Genomic DNA, 18,360 nt, shown 5'->3' on the forward strand with positions numbered 1-18,360 from the left:
TAGGCTCCCCTAATGGAGACAGCATGTAACTAAGGCAGGGAGAGATGATGCGGCAGTGGGGCCTACAAGCAGCGGCACTCGCAGCGACGGCAACGGTCCTTGTCGGTTGCTCGTCGGGCAGTGATGACGCGGATGCATCGGAAGTAGGCGAGTCGTCGGCCGTGCCTGCACCACAGAAATTGCTCGCACTGGACGAATTTGCAGCGCTCAACGCGCTCACGCTCGGGGTCAAGCCCGATACGGTCTTCGCAACCCTGCAATCACAGGCGGCGAAGGAGATCTTGCAGAGCGAGGGTATCGAGGTGATCGACAAACCGACGTTCTTCCAGTCACCCGACGTGGAACAGATTGCGGCCGTCGATCCGGACAGGATCCTTCTCAGTGACGTCGGCTCGTTGACCTCGATCACCGCGCAGGCCAATGAGATTGCGCCGACGACGGTGCTCGCCTATGCGGCGCCGTGGCGCGAGGTTCTCGATACTGCTGCCATTGCACTGGGCCGTGAGTCCGAAGCTCGGCAGATCGTCTCGAGGCTCGAGGAGAAATTCGCTGAGGTGTCCAGAAGGGTCGAGGAGCAGCCACAAACCTTGTCCGTGTTGGTCGGATATTCGGGCGGCATCTACACCGTCATCCCACAGTCGCCGATGTCCTCGATCATCGGAGAAGCAGGGTTCGGGCGCCCGCAAGCCGAACTCGAAGCGAAGGTCGGCCCCAACACGGGGGTTGCCACGTCCTCCGTTTCGGGCGAGGCGGTCGGGCAACACGCAGCGGACGCGATGATCGTGACGTCGGGAAACATCTACGACGGCGCCCTTGTTCACGCAAATCCGCTGTTCAACGAGGTTGCCGCCGTGCAGGCCGGACGCACCGCTGACGTGAGCGGTGAACTCTGGTTCGGCAGTTATCCCTTCGCGGTCTACTGGATCCTCGAAGATCTCGAGGCACTTGCCGATCGCACTCTCACCGGCGCGGAACTCCAGGGCCGTATCGCATCCGACGCCGACGCAGTCACCCGATGGAAGGCGTTCTCGAAATGACGACAACACAGGAAAAGTCAGCAGACGTTCCACCCGAGGAGGCAAACGCACCGCATGGATCTGCGGCCGAAGCCTCACTGGCCACGGCCGAAGCGGCGGCGCACAAGAGCGCGCTACGCGAACTCCTTGCGCCAGTTCGCACACGGACCACCATCGCGATGGTGATGCAGGTGATTGCCGCGGTTGCTGCCATCGTCCCGTACGTGGCCATCGCCGAACTGGGCAAGACGCTGATCGTGGGCGGCGACATCGACTCGTCCCGCGTCTGGACGATCGTGTGGGTGGTCGTCTTCGGCCTGGGTGTGCGTGCGTTCTTCGGTGGCGGTGCGTTGATCGTGACGCACTTCGCCGATGTGAATCTCCAAGCTGTGCTTCGACGCCGAATCGCAGCGACACTCGGGCGGCTTCCTCTGGGCTGGTTCACCTCCCACTCGTCCGGAACCGTGCGCAAAGCTGCGCAGAACGACATCTCCGATCTCCACTACCTGGTTGCGCACAGCGCCGTCGAGACCACCGGAGCCATCGCGGTGCCGCTCGTCGGACTCGGCTACGTGATTTCGATCGACTGGCGTCTTGGATTGGTCGCGATTGCCACGCTCCCGATCTACATGATCGCCTATGCGACGATGACCAAGGACATGGCGGTCAAGATGAGCCGGATGAATGAGGGTATCGCGGCCATCAGCAATACGATCGTCGAGTTCGTCACCGGCATCGCAGTGGTCAAGACTTTCGGTCAGGACAAGCAGTCACATTCTCGATACCGTGATGCCGCCAAGGCTTTTGCCGTTTCGTACGAGGGTTGGGTTCGCCCGATGCTTCGGACCGAGGCGCTGGCCTCGATTGCCTTGAGCGCGCCGGTAGTGCTGGTGGTGAACCTTGGTCTTGGTTCGTGGTTCGTCCACTCCGGGTGGGTGTCACCCATCGACGTCCTGACCAGTTCTCTTGTCGCGATGGTGATTCCGGTATCGGTGACGACCATCGGTTTCGGCATGCAGGCCCGCCGTGAGGCTGCCGCCGCTGCGGCGCGGCTGATCGCGCTGTTCGCAACCGACGCACTGCCGGAAACCGATCATCCGAAAAAGCCCGCGGGGAACGAAGTTCGATTTTCCGGAGTTTCTTTCGCCTACGACGACGGGGCCGACGTTCTGTCCGACATCGATCTGACGCTGCCGGAGGGTACGGTGACGGCGTTGGTCGGACCTTCGGGTTCGGGTAAGTCGACACTGGCGACGCTCGTTCCCCGATTCCATGACGTGCGTACCGGATCCGTGGCCATCGGCGGTGTCGACGTCCGGGACGTCGCCACCGACGAGCTGTACCGCCACGTCGGATTCGTTCTGCAGGACGTGCAGCTGGTCGAAGCAACTGTTCTCGACAACATTCGGCTTGCCCGCCCTCAGGCGTCGCAGGCCGAGGTGAAGGCTGCTGCCGCAGCCGCGCAGATCGACACCCGAATCGAAGCCCTCCCGAGAGGGTACGACTCTGTGGTCGGGGTCGATGCCAGGTTCTCGGGCGGTGAGGCGCAACGAGTCTCGATCGCGCGGGCGATTCTCGCGGACACTCCCGTTCTCGTGCTCGACGAGGCGACCGCGTTTGCGGACCCGGAGTCCGAAGCCGATATCCAGGAAGCATTGTCGCGTTTGACGGTGGGGCGCACGGTGCTGGTGATCGCGCACCGGTTGGCTTCGATCGTGAGTGCCGATCAGATCGTGGTCCTCGACGCCGGGCGGATCGTGGAGAAGGGCACGCACGATCAGCTGGTGGCGAATGGTTCGACGTATGCCCGGATGTGGGCGAGTCACAGTCGGGCCGACTCGATTGAACACAGTCGGGCCGACTCGATTGAACACAGTCGGGCCGACAGCATCGCAGGTACGTCTGACGCAGCAGGAAAGGCCAACTCATGATTCGCGACCTCTTCCGGATCCTCGGCCCGCAGAATCAGGGTCGCTATCGAGAGTTCCTGGTGTGGGCTGTGTTGTACGGCGTGATGCAGGGTTTGGCAGTGGCATTGCTGGTGCCGACCGTGCGGGCACTGTTCGAGCAGGACTGGGGAAGCTTCGTTCGGTGGCTCGCCGCGATGGCTGTGTGCGCGGTGATCAGTTCGATTGCGCATTACCTGCAGGCCATCAAGGGATTCGAGTCGGCGCTCACCCTGCTGCGGACGATGCATCTGCGCCTCGGTGATCACCTCGTCACGCTCCCGCTCGGTTGGTTCGGTGCCGGCCGACTCGGCCAGGTATCGCAGGTCGCCAGCAAGGGCACCATCTCGGTGATGGGGGCGGCCGCGCATCTGATGACACCGATCATCTCCGGAATCGCCAGCCCGGCAACCATTGTCGTGTGCATGCTGTTCTTCGACTGGCGGCTCGGGCTCGCACTGGTGGTCGGCGTCCCGATTCTGTTCGCAGCAGCACGCTTTGCCTCGGCGATGACCGCCAAAGCCGACGATCAGGCCCATGCCGCGGCGGTCGAATCGAACAATCGAGTGCTCGAATACGCGCGTTGCCAACCGGTCCTACGTGCTTTCGGACGCACCCACGGGGTGTACGAACCGCTCGACGACGCGATCGAAGCTCAGCACGCCGCAGGTCGTTCACAACTGTGGTTCGTGGTGATCGGTTCCGTGGTCAACGGGATCGCCCTGCAATTCGTGTTCTCGGCCGTGATCATCCTGGGCGCGTTCCTCGCGCTCGGCGGCGACATCGATCCGGTCACCTTGATCGCGCTACTGGGGCTCACCGCACGGTTCATCCAACCGCTGGGTGAGATCGGCGAGTTCGGCGGCGCAATCAGAATGGCACGCAACGAAATCCGCCGAATGTCCGAGATCCTCGAAGTTGAACCACTGGTCGAACCCGAAACCAGCGGGTCGGCGACGGGGGAGACGGCCGTGCAGTTCGACGCCGTCGACTTCGGTTACACCGACGGCGGGCAGGTTCTGCGGAACATCTCCTTCGACGTGCCGCGGAAGTCGCTGACGGCGTTGGTCGGTCCGTCAGGGTCGGGCAAAACCACCGTCACCCGGCTGATCTCGCGCTTCTACGACGTCGACTCCGGGGTGGTGCGTGTCGGCGGCGTCGACGTGCGTGACCTCACGAGTGCCGATCTGATGTCGCAGTTGTCCTTGGTCTTCCAGGACGTGTATCTCTTCGACGACACGTTGATCGCGAACATCCGCCTCGGCCGCCCCGAAGCCACGGACGAGGAAGTCTTCGACGTCGCTCGGATCGCCGGCGTCGCGGAAATCGTCGAGCGACTTCCGCGGGGTTGGGACACCCGCGTCGGTGAGGGTGGGACGGCGCTGTCCGGTGGAGAGCGGCAGCGAGTCTCCATTGCGCGTGCACTCCTCAAACGTGCACCCATCGTGCTGCTCGACGAGGCGACGGCCGCGCTCGATCCCGAGAACGAGGCACACGTTCAGCGTGCGATGCAGGAACTCGCCAGCGAAAGCACACTGCTCGTGATCGCTCACAAACTGTCGACCGTCGTGGCCGCAGACCAGATCATCGTGCTCGGTGACGACGGATCAATCGTCGAAGTGGGAACTCACGAAGTTCTGCTTGCCGCCGGTGGGAACTACGCCGCGTTCTGGAATCAGCGCCACCGTGCGTCGGGATGGCGGTTGGTAGCAGGCTGAGCAGGTGGCAGGCTGAGCAGAATGCAGACCGGAAAGAAGACAGGGCGGCCGCCGACGTTGTCGAGAGTGGACATCGTCGAGGCCGCCCTGGCTGGTGATCTGAGTGAATTGACCATGCCGAGTGTGGCAAAGCGTCTGGGCGTCAGTCATTCTGCGCTTTATCGATACTTCGCCGACCGTGAAGCGCTGCTGCGGGCCTGCTCGGATCACGTTGTGCGTCAGACTGTGTGGCCGGACACGGATCGTCCGTGGCGTGAATTTCTGAAGGACCTCTGCGACGTTCTGTGGTCCTCGTTCGAACGCTATCCCGGTCTCGCCCAGGTAGGTCTCGCTGTTCCGGGCACGCCGCCGGCGATAATCGAGATCGTGGAGAAACTGGTCGGTTCGTTGACTGCGCAAGGCTTCACACCACACGACGCGGTACTGGCGGTGGACTTCATCTCCGAGGTGACGATGACTCAGTTCGCGATGATGGCGGCACTGGACAAGACCGTCAGTTCCGCGGATTCGCGTTCTGCACGCCAGGCGTATCAGGAGAGTTGGAATGCGTCGGAGTCGTTGATCGAGGGGATCGGCGACGAATCGACGTGGCACGGACGCGGTTGGTTGGACGAGAAGATCACGATCATGCTCGACGGCCTGGAAAAGCGTGTTATCGGCTGACATTTCTACTAGCTTTGAGAGTAATGCCCGTTTATGCGTGATACAGGCTAATGTGCACACATAGGACGGGTGGTTGCTGCACCGGGAGGCGGGGATCATGGATCTCGAAGCGATTGTTCTCATCCAAAGACTCAAGTACCGATACGCACGCGCCTTGGACACGAAATCGTGGGTCGAATTCGCCGACACTCTGACCGTCGACGCCACCGCGATCTACGGAGAACAACTCAGTTTCGATTCCCGAGATTCATTCGTCTCCTTCCTCGAGAACACCCTCGGCTCGCACATCATCACCGAACATCAATGTGGGCAACCCGAGATCGACGTCGACGGAGACACCGCAACCGGGATCTGGTGCCTTGCGGACACGGTGGTCATCCCCGAGGACGGCATGCTGCTTCGTGGATCGGCTTTCTATCACGACAGATACACCCGCTGCAGCGACGGTGAATGGCGAATCTCCCACACGAGCTACGAGCGCACCTGGGAATCGGTGGTGGCGCTCGCCGACATGCCGAGTTTTCGATTGACGTCCAACAAGTGGGCACTGCTGCAGCAACCCTCGTTCGGTGACTCGATCGTTCGCAACGTCTCCTGAGGCCGCCCGCGATTAGAGTCGGCTCATGGTTGACGCAGATTTCTCGCTGCCGGACGTCCGGGCATGGATTCGCGGTATTCCCGCACTGACCGGAACTCCGCCGCCCGCGCCTGAACGTTTTCCGGAGAACCCAGGAGAGTTGTTCCTCGACTGGCTCCGTGCGGCCGTGGCCTTCGGTGTCGTCGAGCCGCACGTGTGTGCGCTCTCGACCGTGGACGGCGACGGCATGCCCGATTCCCGCTTCCTCATCCTCAAGGACGTGACTGAGCGTGGGTTCTGGTTCTCCAGTTCGGCTGCATCGCCGAAAGGTGTTGAGCTGAAAGAAAATCCGCGGGCATCGTTGGCGTTCTACTGGCGTGAGACGGGCCAGCAGGTCCGGATTCGCGGATTGGTACGCGAGGGTGACGACGCACTTCGGCGCCGAGACTTCGTCGAACGCTCCGTCACGGCGAGAGCGGTGGCGACGGCAAGTAAGCAGAGTGAAGTGCTCGAAGACTTCGACGCGTACGACATGTCGGTGGCCGCTGCGGAAGCAAGAATCGGCGACGACCCAGGGTTCGTGTCGAAGGACTGGCGTGCGTGGTGCCTCGAGCCGGAGTCTGTCGAGTTCTGGCAGGCAGACTCCGGGCGTCGGCATCAGCGGTGGTTGTACCGGCGTGGCTCGAACCGAGCATGGACACGCGCAGTGCTGTGGCCCTGAATAGCGGGGCCCTGAACAGCTGGGTCGAGCTCAGCTGGCGCTGATTTCCGGCGACACGAGGTTGACGACGATCGACTGTCCACCGAGCTTGGCGTGGATTTCGGGATGTTCGAACCCCGAGGACAACAGGTAGCTGCCGAGCATCGTGAGCAACTCGTCCAGATCCATCGTGGGATCGGAGGAATGCGTGCTCGAGGGTGAGGCCTGATTCGCGATCAGTTCGGTGTGGGTGAGACGCCCGGCCACTCGAACTGCGGCTACGCCCATCGCGTCGCGCCGTACGACGGTACGACTCCGAGTTTCGAGCGTCCTCGATGATTCACGTGTTGAAGCTGGCACTGAAAGGTCCTCTCCGCTGCTGTGTGCGGCCGTGGTCCGGGAGGGGAGCGGAAACGTGAATGCATCCGACTGCTTGGGTGCGGTCGACAGAAAATCAGCTGTGGCGGTGGCGCTGCCGGAACCGTTGCCAGTGGAAACGCTGCTCGCAGAACCATTACCCGCGGAACCATTACTCGCGGAACTACTGGCTCTCGATCCGTTTCCGGAACCGTTGGGACCCGTTATTCCGTGAGAATTCTTGTCTTCCATTGTTTCGCTCCTGATGCCCGTAAACAGACCGCTGGTTTGCTTAATCGACGCAAACATACCAGGAGTTCGTTTACGGTCGCACCCCTTGTGGAGTTCGACGTTGAATGCGCAGCCACATCGCGAAACCCCACAGTACGAAGAATGCGTAGACCAGATAGAGGATTGCCGACGGGTAGTACCCGGCCCGGAAAAGAAGGGGAACACCGACGGCGTCGACGCCGATCCAGATGAGCCAGAACTCGGTCCAGCCGCGTGCCATGCCGTACGTCGCGAGGATGGAGCCGGTGAAAATCCAGGCCTCCGCCCACGCCCCGTACGAGCCGAGAAGGTCGAAGATCCAGGCGAAAGCGATTGTGCCGCTTGCCATGACGGCGATCATGGCGAAGCGCTCGCGAGTTGTCGCCCAGTGCGGCAGGACTGCGCGACCGGAGTCGCGTGCCCCACGTCGCCACTGAGTCCATCCGTAGACGCTGACAGTGATGAACAACAACTGACGGCCGGCTTGGCCGTAGAGATTGAGCTCTTGCGGCGTGTGGAAAAGCGCGCCCATGAACACCGTGAACAACAAGGCATTTCCGGCTATACCGACAGGCCACGCCCATACCGAGCGTCGTGCGCCGGCGATCGCGGAGCCTATTCCGAACGCGTTTCCGATGATCTCTCGCCAGAGAATCGTGGCGCTGCCGATGTGCAGTTCGGCGTCGAACAGCGCCTCGATCAGGCTCATCAGTCCGCAGCAGCGACGAGGGGTTCGAGCGTCAGATCCGGAAGTTCCTTCTGGATGTACTGCAGGCGCCACTTGTCGCTGACAAGAGCGAGCAGAACACCGTCGGATCGGGTGAAGACCTCCACACCGCGCTGACGGTTCAGCTCGGCCTCGGACGCGGCGTCGGTACGACGGGCCAATGCATAGCCGAGGGGTTCCATCTTGGCCTCGACGTTGAACTCGGCCTTCATGCGTGCCGCGACAACTTCGAACTGCATCGGGCCGACGGCCGCCATGACGGGGGAGGCGTCGCCGCGGATGTCGTTGCGAAGAATCTGGACGACGCCCTCGGAGTCGAGTTGGTCGACGGCGCGGCGGAACTGCTTGTACTTGCCTGCGCTTTCGGCGCGCAGGATCGAGAAGTGTTCCGGCGCGAACGACGGAATCGGCGGGAACTCCACCTTCTTCTCGGTGTACAGCGTGTGGCCGGGCGCGAGGGCGGTGGCGTTGACGAGGCCGACGACGTCGCCGGGGAACGCGGACTCGACAGTGGAACGTTCGCGGCCGAACACCGTTTGCGCGTACTTGGTCGTGAAGGGCTTGCCGGTTTGTGCGTGCGTGACGACCATGCCGCGCTCGAACACGCCGGAGACGATGCGCATGAATGCCAGACGGTCACGGTGCGCGGTGTCCATACCGGCCTGCACCTTGAAGACGACCGCACTGAACGGATCGGTGACCTCGCGCGGCTTGCCGCTGACGTCTTCGCGGCCTCGCGGCGGCGGCGCCAATTCGACGAGGGTGTCGAGGATCTGGCGGACGCCGAAGTTGAGCATCGCGGACGCGAAGATCACCGGGGACGTCTGACCGGCGAGGAACATCTCCTGATCGTGGTCCTGGCCGGTAGCGGAGAGCAGTTCACTCTCCTCGGCCGCGGTCTCCCACTCGGAGCCTTCCTTGGCGAGTGCGGCGTCGGCGTCCATGACCTCTTCGGGGGCGATCTTCGCGCCGCCGGCGGTACGGGTGAAGCGGACGTACTCGCGAGCCGCGCCGTCTTCGCCGCGTCGCAGCAGTCCGCGGAAGTCGCCGGCGATGCCGACGGGCCAGTACAGGGGAGTAGGTGTGAGGCCGATGCGCTCACTGATCTCGTCCAACAATTCGAGCGGGGTCTGGCCGGGACGGTCCCACTTGTTGATGACCGTGATAACCGGGATGCCGCGGTGACGACACACCTGGAAGAGCTTGAGTGTCTGCGGTTCGAGGCCCTTGGCGGCGTCGATGAGCATGACGGCCGCGTCGACGGCAGTCAGGACGCGGTACGTGTCCTCGGAGAAGTCGGAGTGGCCGGGGGTGTCGACGAGATTGATGACGTTGATCTGATCGTCGGGCGTCTCGGACGAGTGGTAGTTGAACTGCAGTGCGGTGGAACTGACGGAGATGCCGCGGGCCTTCTCCATCTCCATCCAGTCCGAGACTGTCGACTTGCGGCCTGCCTTGCCGTGGACGGCTCCTGCCTCGGAGATCTTCTTCGCGTGCAGTGCCAGCGCTTCGGTGAGCGTCGACTTTCCGGCGTCGGGATGCGAGATGACGGCGAAGGTGCGGCGACGCTCCGCCTCGGCTGACAAACCCTTGGTGGTCGTCGTGACCGCAACCGACCCGCTCTCGGTGGAATCGGGGCCTTCGGTGTCGGACTGGACAGTCGAGTCGGAAGGGACGGTCGAGTCGGACGGGGTAGTCAACGAAGAACCTCTCGAAGTGGGCGTCAGTGCCGGCGACGTGCCGGTGCGCGGACAGGTGGAGAGTGCGGCAGCACAACAGAGAAAGGATACTCGCAGACCACGATGCAATAACCACTGCGGCGTAACACTCGGCGAACGATCGCTGATTATCCAAGTATGTGTGTGTTCGAACACACAGCCATTTGTGTCCTGCGAAGAGTTGCACTGATCGAAGAGTGACACTGACCGAGGAGTTGCGTTGAGCAAGTTCACCGAAGAGATGTATGCGACCGCCGCAGTCACCGACCGCGGCCTGGTGACGGGAGAGCCGGACAACGCTTTCCGTCAGACCTGGGGCGACATCCACCAGGAGGCGCGGCGCATGGCCGGCGGCCTGGCCGAGGTCGGTATCGACCGTGGTGTTGCGATCGGCATTCTTGCTGGACAGCCCGTCGACATCGCGCCTGCCTGCCAGGCGACGTGGATGCGCGGTGCGTCGGTGACGATGCTGCATCAGCCGACCCCCCGAACGGATCTGGGTGTCTGGGCTCAGGACACCGAGACGGTGATCGACATGATCTCGGCAAAAGCCGTGATTCTGGGCGCGCCCTTCGATGCGGCCAAGCCGCTCCTCGAAGAGCGCGGCATCACCGTCGTGACGGTGGACGAGCTTCGTGGCGGAACGTCGATCGATCCCGTGGAGACGGTCGAATCGGATATCGCACTCCAGCAGTTGACGTCCGGTTCCACCGGTTCACCCAAGGCCGTGCAGATCACGCACGAGAACTTCTACACAAATGCCTACGCGATGATCAACCGCATCAAGTTCTCCATCGAAGACGACGTGATGGTGAGCTGGCTTCCGCTGTTCCACGACATGGGCATGGTCGGGTTCTTGACGGTTCCGATGCAGGTGGGCGCCGAGGTCATCAGCATCACGCCGATGGATTTCCTCCGCACCCCGGTGCTGTGGGCGGAACTGATGGGCAAATACGGCGGAACTGTCACGGCCGCACCGAACTTCGCATACTCCCTCTTGGCGCGTCGACTCGCACAGGCAGAGGACGGGGCGGTCGACCTGTCCAGCGTCCGGTACATGTGGAACGGTGCCGAGCCGGTGGATCCCGACACGATGGATGCCCTCGCCGAGGCCGGCGCGCGATTCGGTTTGAACCCGACTGCGCTGGCTCCCGTGTACGGAATGGCGGAAACCACCCTGGCGGTGTCGATTCCGGATCCCGATCAGGGCCAGGTTCTCGACTACGTCGATCCCGATTTCCTCGAGTCGATGTCTCGCGCGGTGCCGTCTAATCGTCCCAATGCGCGCGCCCTTGCGACGCTCGGAAAGATGGTGCCTGACCTCGAGGGACGCATCGTCGACCGTGACGGCCAGGTGCTCCCGGCCCGAGGCGTCGGAATCATCGAGGTTCGCGGCAAGGCAGTCACCCCCGGATATGTCACAGTCGACGGACACAAGCCGGCCCAGGACGCCGACGGTTGGCTCGACACCGGTGACGTCGGTTATTTCACCGAAGAAGGCCTGGTTGTGGTGTGCGGGCGAGTCAAGGACGTCATCATCATGGGCGGCCGGAACGTGTATCCGACCGACATCGAGCGGGCGGCCGGAAGCGTTGCGGGTGTGCGCCCGGGAAATGCAGTCGCCATTCGCCTGGATGCCGGCCAGAAGCGTGAGAGCTTTGCCGTCGCGGTCGAGACCAACGCTTTCGAGGATCCGGAAGAGGTCAAGCGCATCGAGCGCGAAGTGGTCCACGCCGTGGTCGCCGACGTCGGCGTGCGCCCTCGTGCCGTTGCGGTCCTTGGTCCCGGCAGTATCCCGAAGACGTCGTCGGGAAAGCTTCGCCGCGCCAATTCAGCTGCCCTGCTGGGTAACTGATTGTCAGTGCAGACGGTTCTGGGCTGCCTCGAGCCCGAGTTCGAGCAGTAGCTCCACTGCATCCGCAGCTTCTTCGCACACGAGATCGAGTTCTTTTCGCTCCGTGGACGAGAACGGCTTGAGAACGTAGTCCGCCGGGTCCATGCGGCCCGGCGGGCGACCGATCCCGACGCGCGTGCGCAGGTAGTCCTTGGTGGTCAACGAACTCGAAATGGACCGCAGCCCGTTGTGGCCGCCTTCGCCACCACCGAGTTTGAGCCTGACGGTCCCGAAATCGAGATCCAGTTCGTCGTGAACGACGATGATGTTCGCGGCATCGACCGAGAAGAATCGTGCGAGACCGGCGACCGCGCCGCCCGAGAGATTCATGTACGAGCGCGGCTTTCCGAGGATCACGCGTCGGCCGGCGAGGCGACCTTCGACGATCTCGGCGCCACTCTTCTTGTGTACGTTGAACTTTCCGCCCATGCGTCCGGCAAGGGTGCCCGCGACCATGAAACCGACGTTGTGCCGGGTCTTCTCGTACTGCGGGCCGGGGTTACCCAGGCCGATGACGAGGGCGGTATCTGTGCTCAACGGACGCTACTTTCTGGCTTGTTCTTTTTCCTGCTACGCGCGAACGGCGCGTCACTCCGAATCGGAATGACGCGCCGCGCGCAGTGAGTTCTGTAGGAACCGAGAGGATCAGGCCTCTTCTGCAGCCTCGTCGGCGGCGGGAGCTTCTGCGCCCTCTTCGAGGTCAGCCTCGGTCGGTGCAGCAACGACGTTGACGATCAGGGTGTCAGCGTCAGCCTGCAGGACGGAGCCGGTGGGCAGTTCGAGCTGGCTTGCGAGGATCTGGGTGCCGATTTCGAGGCCCTCGACCGAAACCTCGATCTGCTCGGGGATGTGGAGGGCGTCTGCCTCGATGGAGATGGTGGATGCATCCTGCGCGACCATGGTGCCTGCAGCAGCGTCACCGACGACTACGACGTGAACGTCGATGGTGACCTTCTCGCCCTTCTTGATGACGAGGAGGTCAGCGTGCTCGATGTAGCTGCGGATGGGGTGCACGACGACCGACTTGGTCAGTGCAACCTGCTCCGTGCCCTCGATGTCGAGGGTGAGGATGGCGTTGGTGCCCTGCGCGCGGAGGATGCGAGCGAAGTCGCGAGCCGGCACGTTGAGGTGGCGGGGATCTTCGCCGTGGCCGTACAGAACCGTGGGGACCTGGCCGTCGCGACGCGCGCGGCGAGCTGCGCCCTTGCCGAATTCGGTGCGGACGACGGCGACGAGGTTGTTTTCTTCAGACATGATGAAACGGCTCCTACAACTCACGGGGTTCGTGCTCGGTTTACTGACGTGTGGTTTTGCCTGCGAAAAGGGGGACAGGCGCGCACACGGCCAGGAGCGAAACGCTCGAGCTGAGCCGTAGCCGCGTCGATCACGGTAAACCTGCAACGTGTGGAACTGCTGCGATTCACCCTCGCCGAGACAACTTTGGATACGTTACCGGAGTTTGCTCCTCGCCGCTAATCGCAGGTGGCGGCGACCTGGCCGTGTGGGCGTGGTTCGCGTCACATCGGAAGCGGTAGCCTGACGGAGTGACCACCCTGGGGAACGCTCCCGAAGGCAGTCGGCTCGGTGCCGTCGTGCCGGGTACCGATCTGTCGCAGCATGCTCGCCTACTCAGTCGGGTGCACGACGCAGTTCTCTCCGGGCAGGAACCACCGGCGCAGCCGCGGACCGTCGTGGCACGGTCGTGGTCGAGAGTGGCTGCGGGCGGGCTCACGCCGGATCACTGCGGCGCGTCTGCTGTCGCTGATTTCTCCGAGTTGGAGTCGAGGCGTTCGCGTACCGCACTGCGCTCGGTTCTGCCCGAGTTGCGAACCACTCTGACCGAGGTGGCCGAGGACGCGGGCTTCATCGTGGTCGTTGCCGACGCCGACGGTGTCCTGCTCTGGCGCGAGGGGTCGAAGGCGGTCAAGCGGGCGGCCGACGCACTCGGATTCGCCGAAGGTGCGCGATGGTCGGAGCAGTCGGTGGGTACCAATGCGATAGGTACCGCGCTGATCGAAGATTCTGCGGTGCAACTCTTCTCGGCCGAGCACTATGCGCCGACTCACCACAATTGGTCGTGTACCGGTTCACCCGTGCACGATCCGCGGACGGGCGAGATCCTGGGAGTGGTGGATATCAGTGGGTCCGCAGCCTCGGTGCATCCCACGACCGTCGCGCTGGTCCGCACCGCGGTTCGCCTCGCGGAGGCGACGCTGTGGCGCGAGCACGCAGCTCAGCTCGAGCGCCTTCGTTCGCGGGCAGCACCGTTGTTCGCGGCCGGGACCGGTCCGGCATTGGTGGTCGACGAGTTCGGTTGGGTGGCCGGCGCCAGCGGGATAGCCGCGCCCGACCGAGTTGCGGCGCCGAGCGCGGGAAAGCCCGTCATCGTGCCAGGGCTGGGGATGTGTCTACCCGAGCCCCTCGGGGACGGCTGGCTGTTGCGCACCGGCGTCGGCGGGCCGGTGATCGAGCTGGAGCTGTCCCTCGGCGTATCGCCGCAGGTGACGGTGCGTGGTGACGCCAACTGGACGCGAGCGCTCTCCCCGCGGCACGCCCAGATCTTGAGGGCCCTGGCAGCGGTCGGTTCAGCGGGCGTGGATGCCGCAGGCCTGAGCGAAGTGCTCTTCGGTGATCGCGAGCATGTGGTGGCAGTGCGCGCCGAGGTGTCCAGACTGCGGAAACACCTCGGCGCGGTCCTGCAGACTCAGCCGTACCGCTTTGCCGACGGCGTGCGGGTCGTAGTGATCTAGCGCGCCGCGGTGATTCCGGCGCGCCGTCCGAAGAAGCTGCCGTCGCCGAGGCTGGTTCCGCTGGCGTAACCGCCGGCGCACACACCGGAAGTGCACCGGCCCGCCGCGAACAATCCTGGAATCGGCACACCGGAGACGTGCAGGACCTCGGAGTCGACGGTGGTCTTCAACCCGCCGAGCGTGAATCCGCCGGTGCGTCCGCGCAGATCGATTGCCGCGAACGGGCCGACAATCGGCTTCACCCACTCGCCCTTCTTCTCCAGCACCGGGTCCGACCCTTCAGCCGCGTGCCGGTTGTAGAGGTCGACGGTCGATTGCAACGATCCGGCGGGCAACCCCATCTCGGCTTCGAGTTCCTCGACGGTTTCCGCCACCCAGCTCGGCTGCGCCCGCAACTGCGCACTGGACGACTCGGCATTCATGCCTTCCTCGTATGCAGCTTCGTCGATGACGAGGAATGCCTGGTTGTCCTGCTGGAACAGCGTTGCCTGGCCGATGCGGCCGGGGTAGGTGTCCTCGGGGATGTATCGCTGACCGCGGCCGTTGACAAGAATGCCGCGCACCATCAACTGCGGGTCGCAGAAGAACGCGACCTCGGTGGCGTCCATGTGCGCGGTGTCGGCGCCGAGTGCCTGACCGATCTGGATTGCGCGGCCGTCGTGCGCCTCGATGGAGGCCGCCGGGTGGCCGAAGATACGCGGTGCATTCGAGCGCACCATCTCGTTGTTGTACGCGAAGCTGCCCATCGCCAGCACGACGCCCTTGCGTGCGCGAATCGCGACGTCTTTGCCGTAACGCTTGGCGACGACGCCGACAACCCGATCGCCGTCTACCACCAGAGTTTGGACGCGCAGATCGTATTCTGCTCGGACACCGAGCTTTTCGGCCGTCTCGACGAGTGGCTTCATCAGCATGTAGCCACCGCCCTTCTCGCCGGTGTTCTTCTCGGACATCTGCGGAACGTGTCCGCGGGGCGCGGGATCGACGAGGGTGTTGAACGGCGCGGCGTTCTCGCCTCCCGAGTACATCAGGCCGTCGTCGTACGGCGGTTCCCAGCCGGGCTGGCCCCAGAAGGACTCCTTGAACGGAACGCCGGCATCGACGAGCCAGTTGTAGTGATCGACACTGCCCTCGCAATACGCGTCGATCTTTGCGTCGTCGGTTCCGGGGCCGAGCGCTGCCTTCATGAACGTCTTCATGTTCTCGACCGAATCCTCGAACCCACACGCCTTCTGCAGTGGCGTTCCACCGCCCAGATAGATGAATCCACCCGCCAGCGAAGCTGCTCCACCCCAGCCGCCCGTTCGCTCCAGGACGAGAACCTCGGCGCCGGACCGCGCCGCTTCGATCGCAGCGGTGACGCCGGCGATGCCGTATCCCGCGACGACGACGTCGGCCTCGTAGTCCCAGGTGGTGATGTCGGCAGCGGAGATCGGTTTGACGGTGGGGTCGGCCATGCGAAGCGTCCTCTCGGAAGGCGAAACTACTGGTCACCACACAGTTGCAGTTTCGACTTCCGCAGATCAGGCATGGTCCCGGTCAACGGGAGGTTTGCAAACTCCTGACCGCGCCCAGAAATGTGTCCAGGTCGGCTTCGTCGACGAAGTAGTGCGGCGATGCGCGAACCACGGCGTCGAGTCCGCGGGCATCCATGTCGAGGAGTGTGGACCCGCGACCGCTGACGGTGACGGTGATGTTCTGTGCTGCAAGCTGATCCCGAACCAGGTGCTCGGAGATACCGTCGACGGTGAAGGAAACGATGCCGCTCAGTTGGGTTCCTCGATCGCGGACTTCGACCCCGGAAATCGCTGCCAGACCTTCCCTCAATGCGCAGGCTCGGGATTCGATCTGCTCCCACACCGTGTCGGTGCCGATCGAGAGCAGATAGTCGGCGGCGACGCCGAGACCCAGGCGCGCAGCGACACTCGTTTCCCAGAGTTCGAATCGTGTTGCGTCCGGCGCAGGGACGAAGCTGTTCTCGCTGGTCCATTCCGCTCCGTGCAGGTCCATTGCAGCGGGTTCGAGCGCGTCGACGAGTCCGGGGCGGACGTACAGGAATCCGGTTCCGCGTGGCCCGCGGAGCCACTTGCGGCCGGTGGCGCTGAGCGCGTCGACGCCGAGTTCGGTGACGTCGATGGGCAACTGGCCGACGGACTGGCACGCGTCGAGCAGGACGAGAGAGCCGTGGGCTCTGGCCAATTCGACTACCTCACGGACCGGGTTGATCAAGCCGCCGTTGGTGGGGACGTGTACGACGGAGACGAGTCGAACCCGATCGTCGAGCATGTTCTCGAGTGCCTCGAGGTCGATGCATCCGTACTGATCACTCGGAATGACCTCGACGCCGGCGCCGGTGGAACGCGCCCGCCCCAGAGCGGCGATTGCGTTGCTCGCGTATTCGACTCCGCTGATCAGGATTCGATCACCAGGTCCGAGTGGAACGGCAGCGTAGAAGTCGTTCCATGCGCGGGTTGCGCTGTCCGTCAACGCGATATCGGTTGCCTGGGCGCGGATGACCCGGGCGAGTGAATGCGGAACAGCAGCCAGTGCGCCGCTCTGGCGAGCAGCGGCGACGTACCCGCCGACGTCGGCTTCACGTCGCAGGTGCTCGATCATGGTGGTCAGCACCGGCTCGGGCGGGAGCGAGGATCCCGCGCTGTCGAGGAACACCTTGTCGAGGCATCCGGGAGTGTCGCGGCGGATCGTGTCGAGATCGAACATGGCACCTTCCGTTCATGTCGGTGTGGTTCAAACTACCTGTGAACGAAGCTGTCCCGATGGAGCGAAGACTGAGCACGGCCGACGCCGTGGTGATCGGCCTCGGCGCGATGATCGGCGCCGGAGTCTTCGTGGTGTTCGCGCCCGCTGCCGCCGTAGCGGGTACCGGGTTGCTGCTCGGCCTGGCGATCGCAGCGTTCGTCGCCTACTGCAATGCGACGTCGTCGGCGCAGCTTGCGGCCAGATACCCCACTTCAGGTGGGACCTACGTCTACGGACGTGAGCAGCTCGGACCCTGGTGGGGGTTTGCCGCCGGCTGGTCGTTCGTGATCGGGAAGATCGCGAGTTGCGCGGCAATGGCTCTGACCTTCGCGACGTACGTTGCTCCTGCGGCCTGGCGTGTTCCCGCCGCCGTCCTGGTGGTCGTGGCTCTGGTGGCGGTCAACTACCGCGGAGTGACGCGTACGGCGCAGATGGCCAGGGCCATCGTCGCCGTGTCGACGACGGCATTGTGTGTAGCGCTGGTGGTTGCCGTCGTGGGACCTGGTGCAGTGCGTGAGCTCCCGGACCTCGTGTTCGGGTCGTGGTACGGAATTCTGCAATCGGCGGGGCTGCTTTTCTTCGCCTTCGCCGGTTACGCCAGGATCGCGACGCTGGGGGAGGAAGTGCGTGATCCGCGCCGCACGATTCCGCGAGCGATTTTGATCGCGCTCACCGCCGCGGTTGTCCTCTATGCTCTGGTAGCGGTGGTGCTGTTGGTGACGTTGGGGCCTGATCGGCTGGCGAATTCGGCGCGGCCACTGGCCGATGCAGTGGGCGCCGCCGGGTGGAATTGGGCCGTTCCCGTGGTGGTGATCGGTGCTGCGGCGGCGTCGGCGGGGGCGCTGCTGGCTCTGATCGCCGGGGTGAGTCGTACGGCGATGGCAATGGCCCGCGAGAGTGATCTGCCCGTTGCCCTCGCTGCCGTCCATCCACGGTTCGCAGTCCCTCACCATGCCGAACTTGTGGTCGGGGCCGTTGTGATCGCTTTGGTCTCGACAACCGATCTTCGTGGCGTGATCGGCTTTTCGTCGTTCGGAGTGCTGCTCTACTACTTCGTGGCGAACGTGAGCGCGTACAGCCAGCGCGGAGTGGACCGGATGAATCCGAAGTGGCTGCAGGCAGTCGGGGCGGCCGGTTGTGTCGTTCTGGTGGTCACACTTCCGTGGATCGCGGTTGTTTCCGGGGTAGGTGTGGTTCTGGCCGGTTGTGGGTACCGGTGGATACGACTGAAGAAATTCAACGACACGTAACACCACAATGGGTG

Annotated in this window: 17 protein-coding genes; 10 read left to right on the plus strand and 7 right to left on the minus strand. The window is 63.7% G+C overall.

The genetic code is table 11. The features are described 5' to 3' along the window. The first annotated feature begins 44 nt into the window (after positions 1-44). The 6 genes from ACFQ6H_RS10300 (at position 45) to ACFQ6H_RS10325 (ending at position 6,641) form a co-directional block, all read left to right on the plus strand. The gene (locus ACFQ6H_RS10300) at positions 45-1,037 is read left to right on the plus strand and encodes an ABC transporter substrate-binding protein (protein ID WP_378645918.1); all 993 of its coding nucleotides are present in this window, start codon (positions 45-47) and stop codon (positions 1,035-1,037) included. Next, the gene (locus ACFQ6H_RS10305) at positions 1,034-2,947 is read left to right on the plus strand and encodes an ABC transporter ATP-binding protein (protein ID WP_378645920.1); all 1,914 of its coding nucleotides are present in this window, start codon (positions 1,034-1,036) and stop codon (positions 2,945-2,947) included. Before ACFQ6H_RS10300 ends, ACFQ6H_RS10305 begins: the two co-directional genes overlap by 4 nt. Continuing rightward, positions 2,944-4,680 carry an ABC transporter ATP-binding protein gene (locus tag ACFQ6H_RS10310; RefSeq protein ID WP_378645922.1) on the plus strand — a complete coding sequence of 579 codons (1,737 nt, stop codon included), beginning with the start codon at positions 2,944-2,946 and terminating at the stop codon, positions 4,678-4,680. Before ACFQ6H_RS10305 ends, ACFQ6H_RS10310 begins: the two co-directional genes overlap by 4 nt. Positions 4,681-4,701: 21 nt before the next feature. Next, entirely contained in the window at positions 4,702-5,343 is a 642-nt protein-coding gene (locus ACFQ6H_RS10315; RefSeq protein WP_378446472.1) for a TetR/AcrR family transcriptional regulator, read from the plus strand. A gap of 97 nt (positions 5,344-5,440) precedes the next feature. Then, entirely contained in the window at positions 5,441-5,941 is a 501-nt protein-coding gene (locus ACFQ6H_RS10320; protein ID WP_283301938.1) for a nuclear transport factor 2 family protein, read from the plus strand. 25 nt (positions 5,942-5,966) lie between these two features. Continuing rightward, positions 5,967-6,641 carry a pyridoxal 5'-phosphate synthase gene (locus ACFQ6H_RS10325; protein ID WP_378543670.1) on the plus strand — a complete coding sequence of 225 codons (675 nt, stop codon included), beginning with the start codon at positions 5,967-5,969 and terminating at the stop codon, positions 6,639-6,641. Positions 6,642-6,671: 30 nt separating this feature from the next. Here ACFQ6H_RS10325 and ACFQ6H_RS10330 read toward each other — a convergent pair whose 3' ends face one another. After that, positions 6,672-6,980, minus strand: a complete 309-nt coding sequence (locus tag ACFQ6H_RS10330; RefSeq protein ID WP_283301934.1) for a hypothetical protein — start codon at positions 6,978-6,980, stop codon at positions 6,672-6,674. Between the two features lie 55 nt (positions 6,981-7,035). Here ACFQ6H_RS10330 and ACFQ6H_RS10335 point away from each other — a divergent pair, with 55 nt between their 5' ends. Beyond that, positions 7,036-7,212 carry a hypothetical protein gene (locus ACFQ6H_RS10335; RefSeq protein ID WP_378543673.1) on the plus strand — a complete coding sequence of 59 codons (177 nt, stop codon included), beginning with the start codon at positions 7,036-7,038 and terminating at the stop codon, positions 7,210-7,212. Positions 7,213-7,299: 87 nt separating this feature from the next. On the opposite strand, the gene pnuC is transcribed toward ACFQ6H_RS10335, so the two are convergent. Beyond that, positions 7,300-7,956 (minus strand): nicotinamide riboside transporter PnuC, encoded by a 657-nt coding sequence (pnuC, locus tag ACFQ6H_RS10340; RefSeq protein ID WP_378446474.1) that lies wholly within the window; start codon positions 7,954-7,956, stop codon positions 7,300-7,302. After that, positions 7,956-9,560: a peptide chain release factor 3 gene (locus tag ACFQ6H_RS10345; protein WP_378632864.1), complete on the minus strand. Its 1,605-nt coding sequence runs from the start codon at positions 9,558-9,560 to the stop codon at positions 7,956-7,958. Before ACFQ6H_RS10345 ends, pnuC begins: the two co-directional genes overlap by 1 nt. A 352-nt stretch (positions 9,561-9,912) precedes the next feature. On the opposite strand from ACFQ6H_RS10345, the gene ACFQ6H_RS10350 reads away from it, so the two are divergent. After that, positions 9,913-11,547, plus strand: a complete 1,635-nt coding sequence (locus tag ACFQ6H_RS10350; RefSeq protein WP_378543676.1) for a fatty acyl-AMP ligase — start codon at positions 9,913-9,915, stop codon at positions 11,545-11,547. A 3-nt stretch (positions 11,548-11,550) separates the two neighbouring features. Here the strand turns inward: ACFQ6H_RS10350 and pth are convergent, their stop codons facing one another. After that, positions 11,551-12,123, minus strand: a complete 573-nt coding sequence (pth, locus tag ACFQ6H_RS10355; RefSeq protein WP_317554351.1) for an aminoacyl-tRNA hydrolase — start codon at positions 12,121-12,123, stop codon at positions 11,551-11,553. Positions 12,124-12,231: 108 nt separating this feature from the next. Further along, positions 12,232-12,840: a 50S ribosomal protein L25/general stress protein Ctc gene (locus tag ACFQ6H_RS10360; RefSeq protein ID WP_230814263.1), complete on the minus strand. Its 609-nt coding sequence runs from the start codon at positions 12,838-12,840 to the stop codon at positions 12,232-12,234. 290 nt (positions 12,841-13,130) lie between these two features. Between ACFQ6H_RS10360 and ACFQ6H_RS10365 the strand changes: the two genes are divergently transcribed. Beyond that, positions 13,131-14,336, plus strand: a complete 1,206-nt coding sequence (locus tag ACFQ6H_RS10365) for a GAF domain-containing protein (protein ID WP_378645925.1) — start codon at positions 13,131-13,133, stop codon at positions 14,334-14,336. Here ACFQ6H_RS10365 and ACFQ6H_RS10370 read toward each other — a convergent pair. Both ACFQ6H_RS10370 and ACFQ6H_RS10375 read right to left on the minus strand, forming a co-directional pair. Then, the gene (locus ACFQ6H_RS10370) at positions 14,333-15,793 is read right to left on the minus strand and encodes an FAD-dependent oxidoreductase (protein ID WP_378632267.1); all 1,461 of its coding nucleotides are present in this window, start codon (positions 15,791-15,793) and stop codon (positions 14,333-14,335) included. The genes ACFQ6H_RS10365 and ACFQ6H_RS10370 overlap by 4 nt on opposite strands. Before the next feature lie 82 nt (positions 15,794-15,875). Then, positions 15,876-17,057 (minus strand): aminotransferase class V-fold PLP-dependent enzyme, encoded by a 1,182-nt coding sequence (locus tag ACFQ6H_RS10375; RefSeq protein WP_378645927.1) that lies wholly within the window; start codon positions 17,055-17,057, stop codon positions 15,876-15,878. Positions 17,058-17,071: 14 nt separating this feature from the next. Between ACFQ6H_RS10375 and ACFQ6H_RS10380 the strand changes: the two genes are divergently transcribed. Continuing rightward, positions 17,072-18,346 carry an APC family permease gene (locus ACFQ6H_RS10380; RefSeq protein WP_378645929.1) on the plus strand — a complete coding sequence of 425 codons (1,275 nt, stop codon included), beginning with the start codon at positions 17,072-17,074 and terminating at the stop codon, positions 18,344-18,346. Positions 18,347-18,360 lie beyond the last annotated feature (14 nt).

The sequence above is a fragment of the Rhodococcus sp. NPDC056506 genome, assembly GCF_042794945.1.
Lineage (GTDB): Bacteria > Actinomycetota > Actinomycetes > Mycobacteriales > Mycobacteriaceae > Rhodococcus_F.

What these genes read in the sequence shown, in the direction of transcription:
- ACFQ6H_RS10300 (WP_378645918.1), top strand. Translation starts at nt 45, where the DNA reads ATGATGCGGCAGTGGGGCCTACAAGCAGCGGCACTCGCAGCGACGGCA.
- ACFQ6H_RS10305 (WP_378645920.1), top strand. Translation starts at nt 1,034, where the DNA reads ATGACGACAACACAGGAAAAGTCAGCAGACGTTCCACCCGAGGAGGCA.
- ACFQ6H_RS10310 (WP_378645922.1), top strand. Translation starts at nt 2,944, where the DNA reads ATGATTCGCGACCTCTTCCGGATCCTCGGCCCGCAGAATCAGGGTCGC.
- ACFQ6H_RS10315 (WP_378446472.1), top strand. Translation starts at nt 4,702, where the DNA reads ATGCAGACCGGAAAGAAGACAGGGCGGCCGCCGACGTTGTCGAGAGTG.
- ACFQ6H_RS10320 (WP_283301938.1), top strand. Translation starts at nt 5,441, where the DNA reads ATGGATCTCGAAGCGATTGTTCTCATCCAAAGACTCAAGTACCGATAC.
- ACFQ6H_RS10325 (WP_378543670.1), top strand. Translation starts at nt 5,967, where the DNA reads ATGGTTGACGCAGATTTCTCGCTGCCGGACGTCCGGGCATGGATTCGC.
- pnuC (WP_378446474.1), bottom strand. Translation starts at nt 7,956, where the DNA reads ATGAGCCTGATCGAGGCGCTGTTCGACGCCGAACTGCACATCGGCAGC.
- ACFQ6H_RS10360 (WP_230814263.1), bottom strand. Translation starts at nt 12,840, where the DNA reads ATGTCTGAAGAAAACAACCTCGTCGCCGTCGTCCGCACCGAATTCGGC.
- ACFQ6H_RS10370 (WP_378632267.1), bottom strand. Translation starts at nt 15,793, where the DNA reads ATGGCCGACCCCACCGTCAAACCGATCTCCGCTGCCGACATCACCACC.
- ACFQ6H_RS10375 (WP_378645927.1), bottom strand. Translation starts at nt 17,057, where the DNA reads ATGTTCGATCTCGACACGATCCGCCGCGACACTCCCGGATGCCTCGAC.
- ACFQ6H_RS10380 (WP_378645929.1), top strand. Translation starts at nt 17,072, where the DNA reads ATGTCGGTGTGGTTCAAACTACCTGTGAACGAAGCTGTCCCGATGGAG.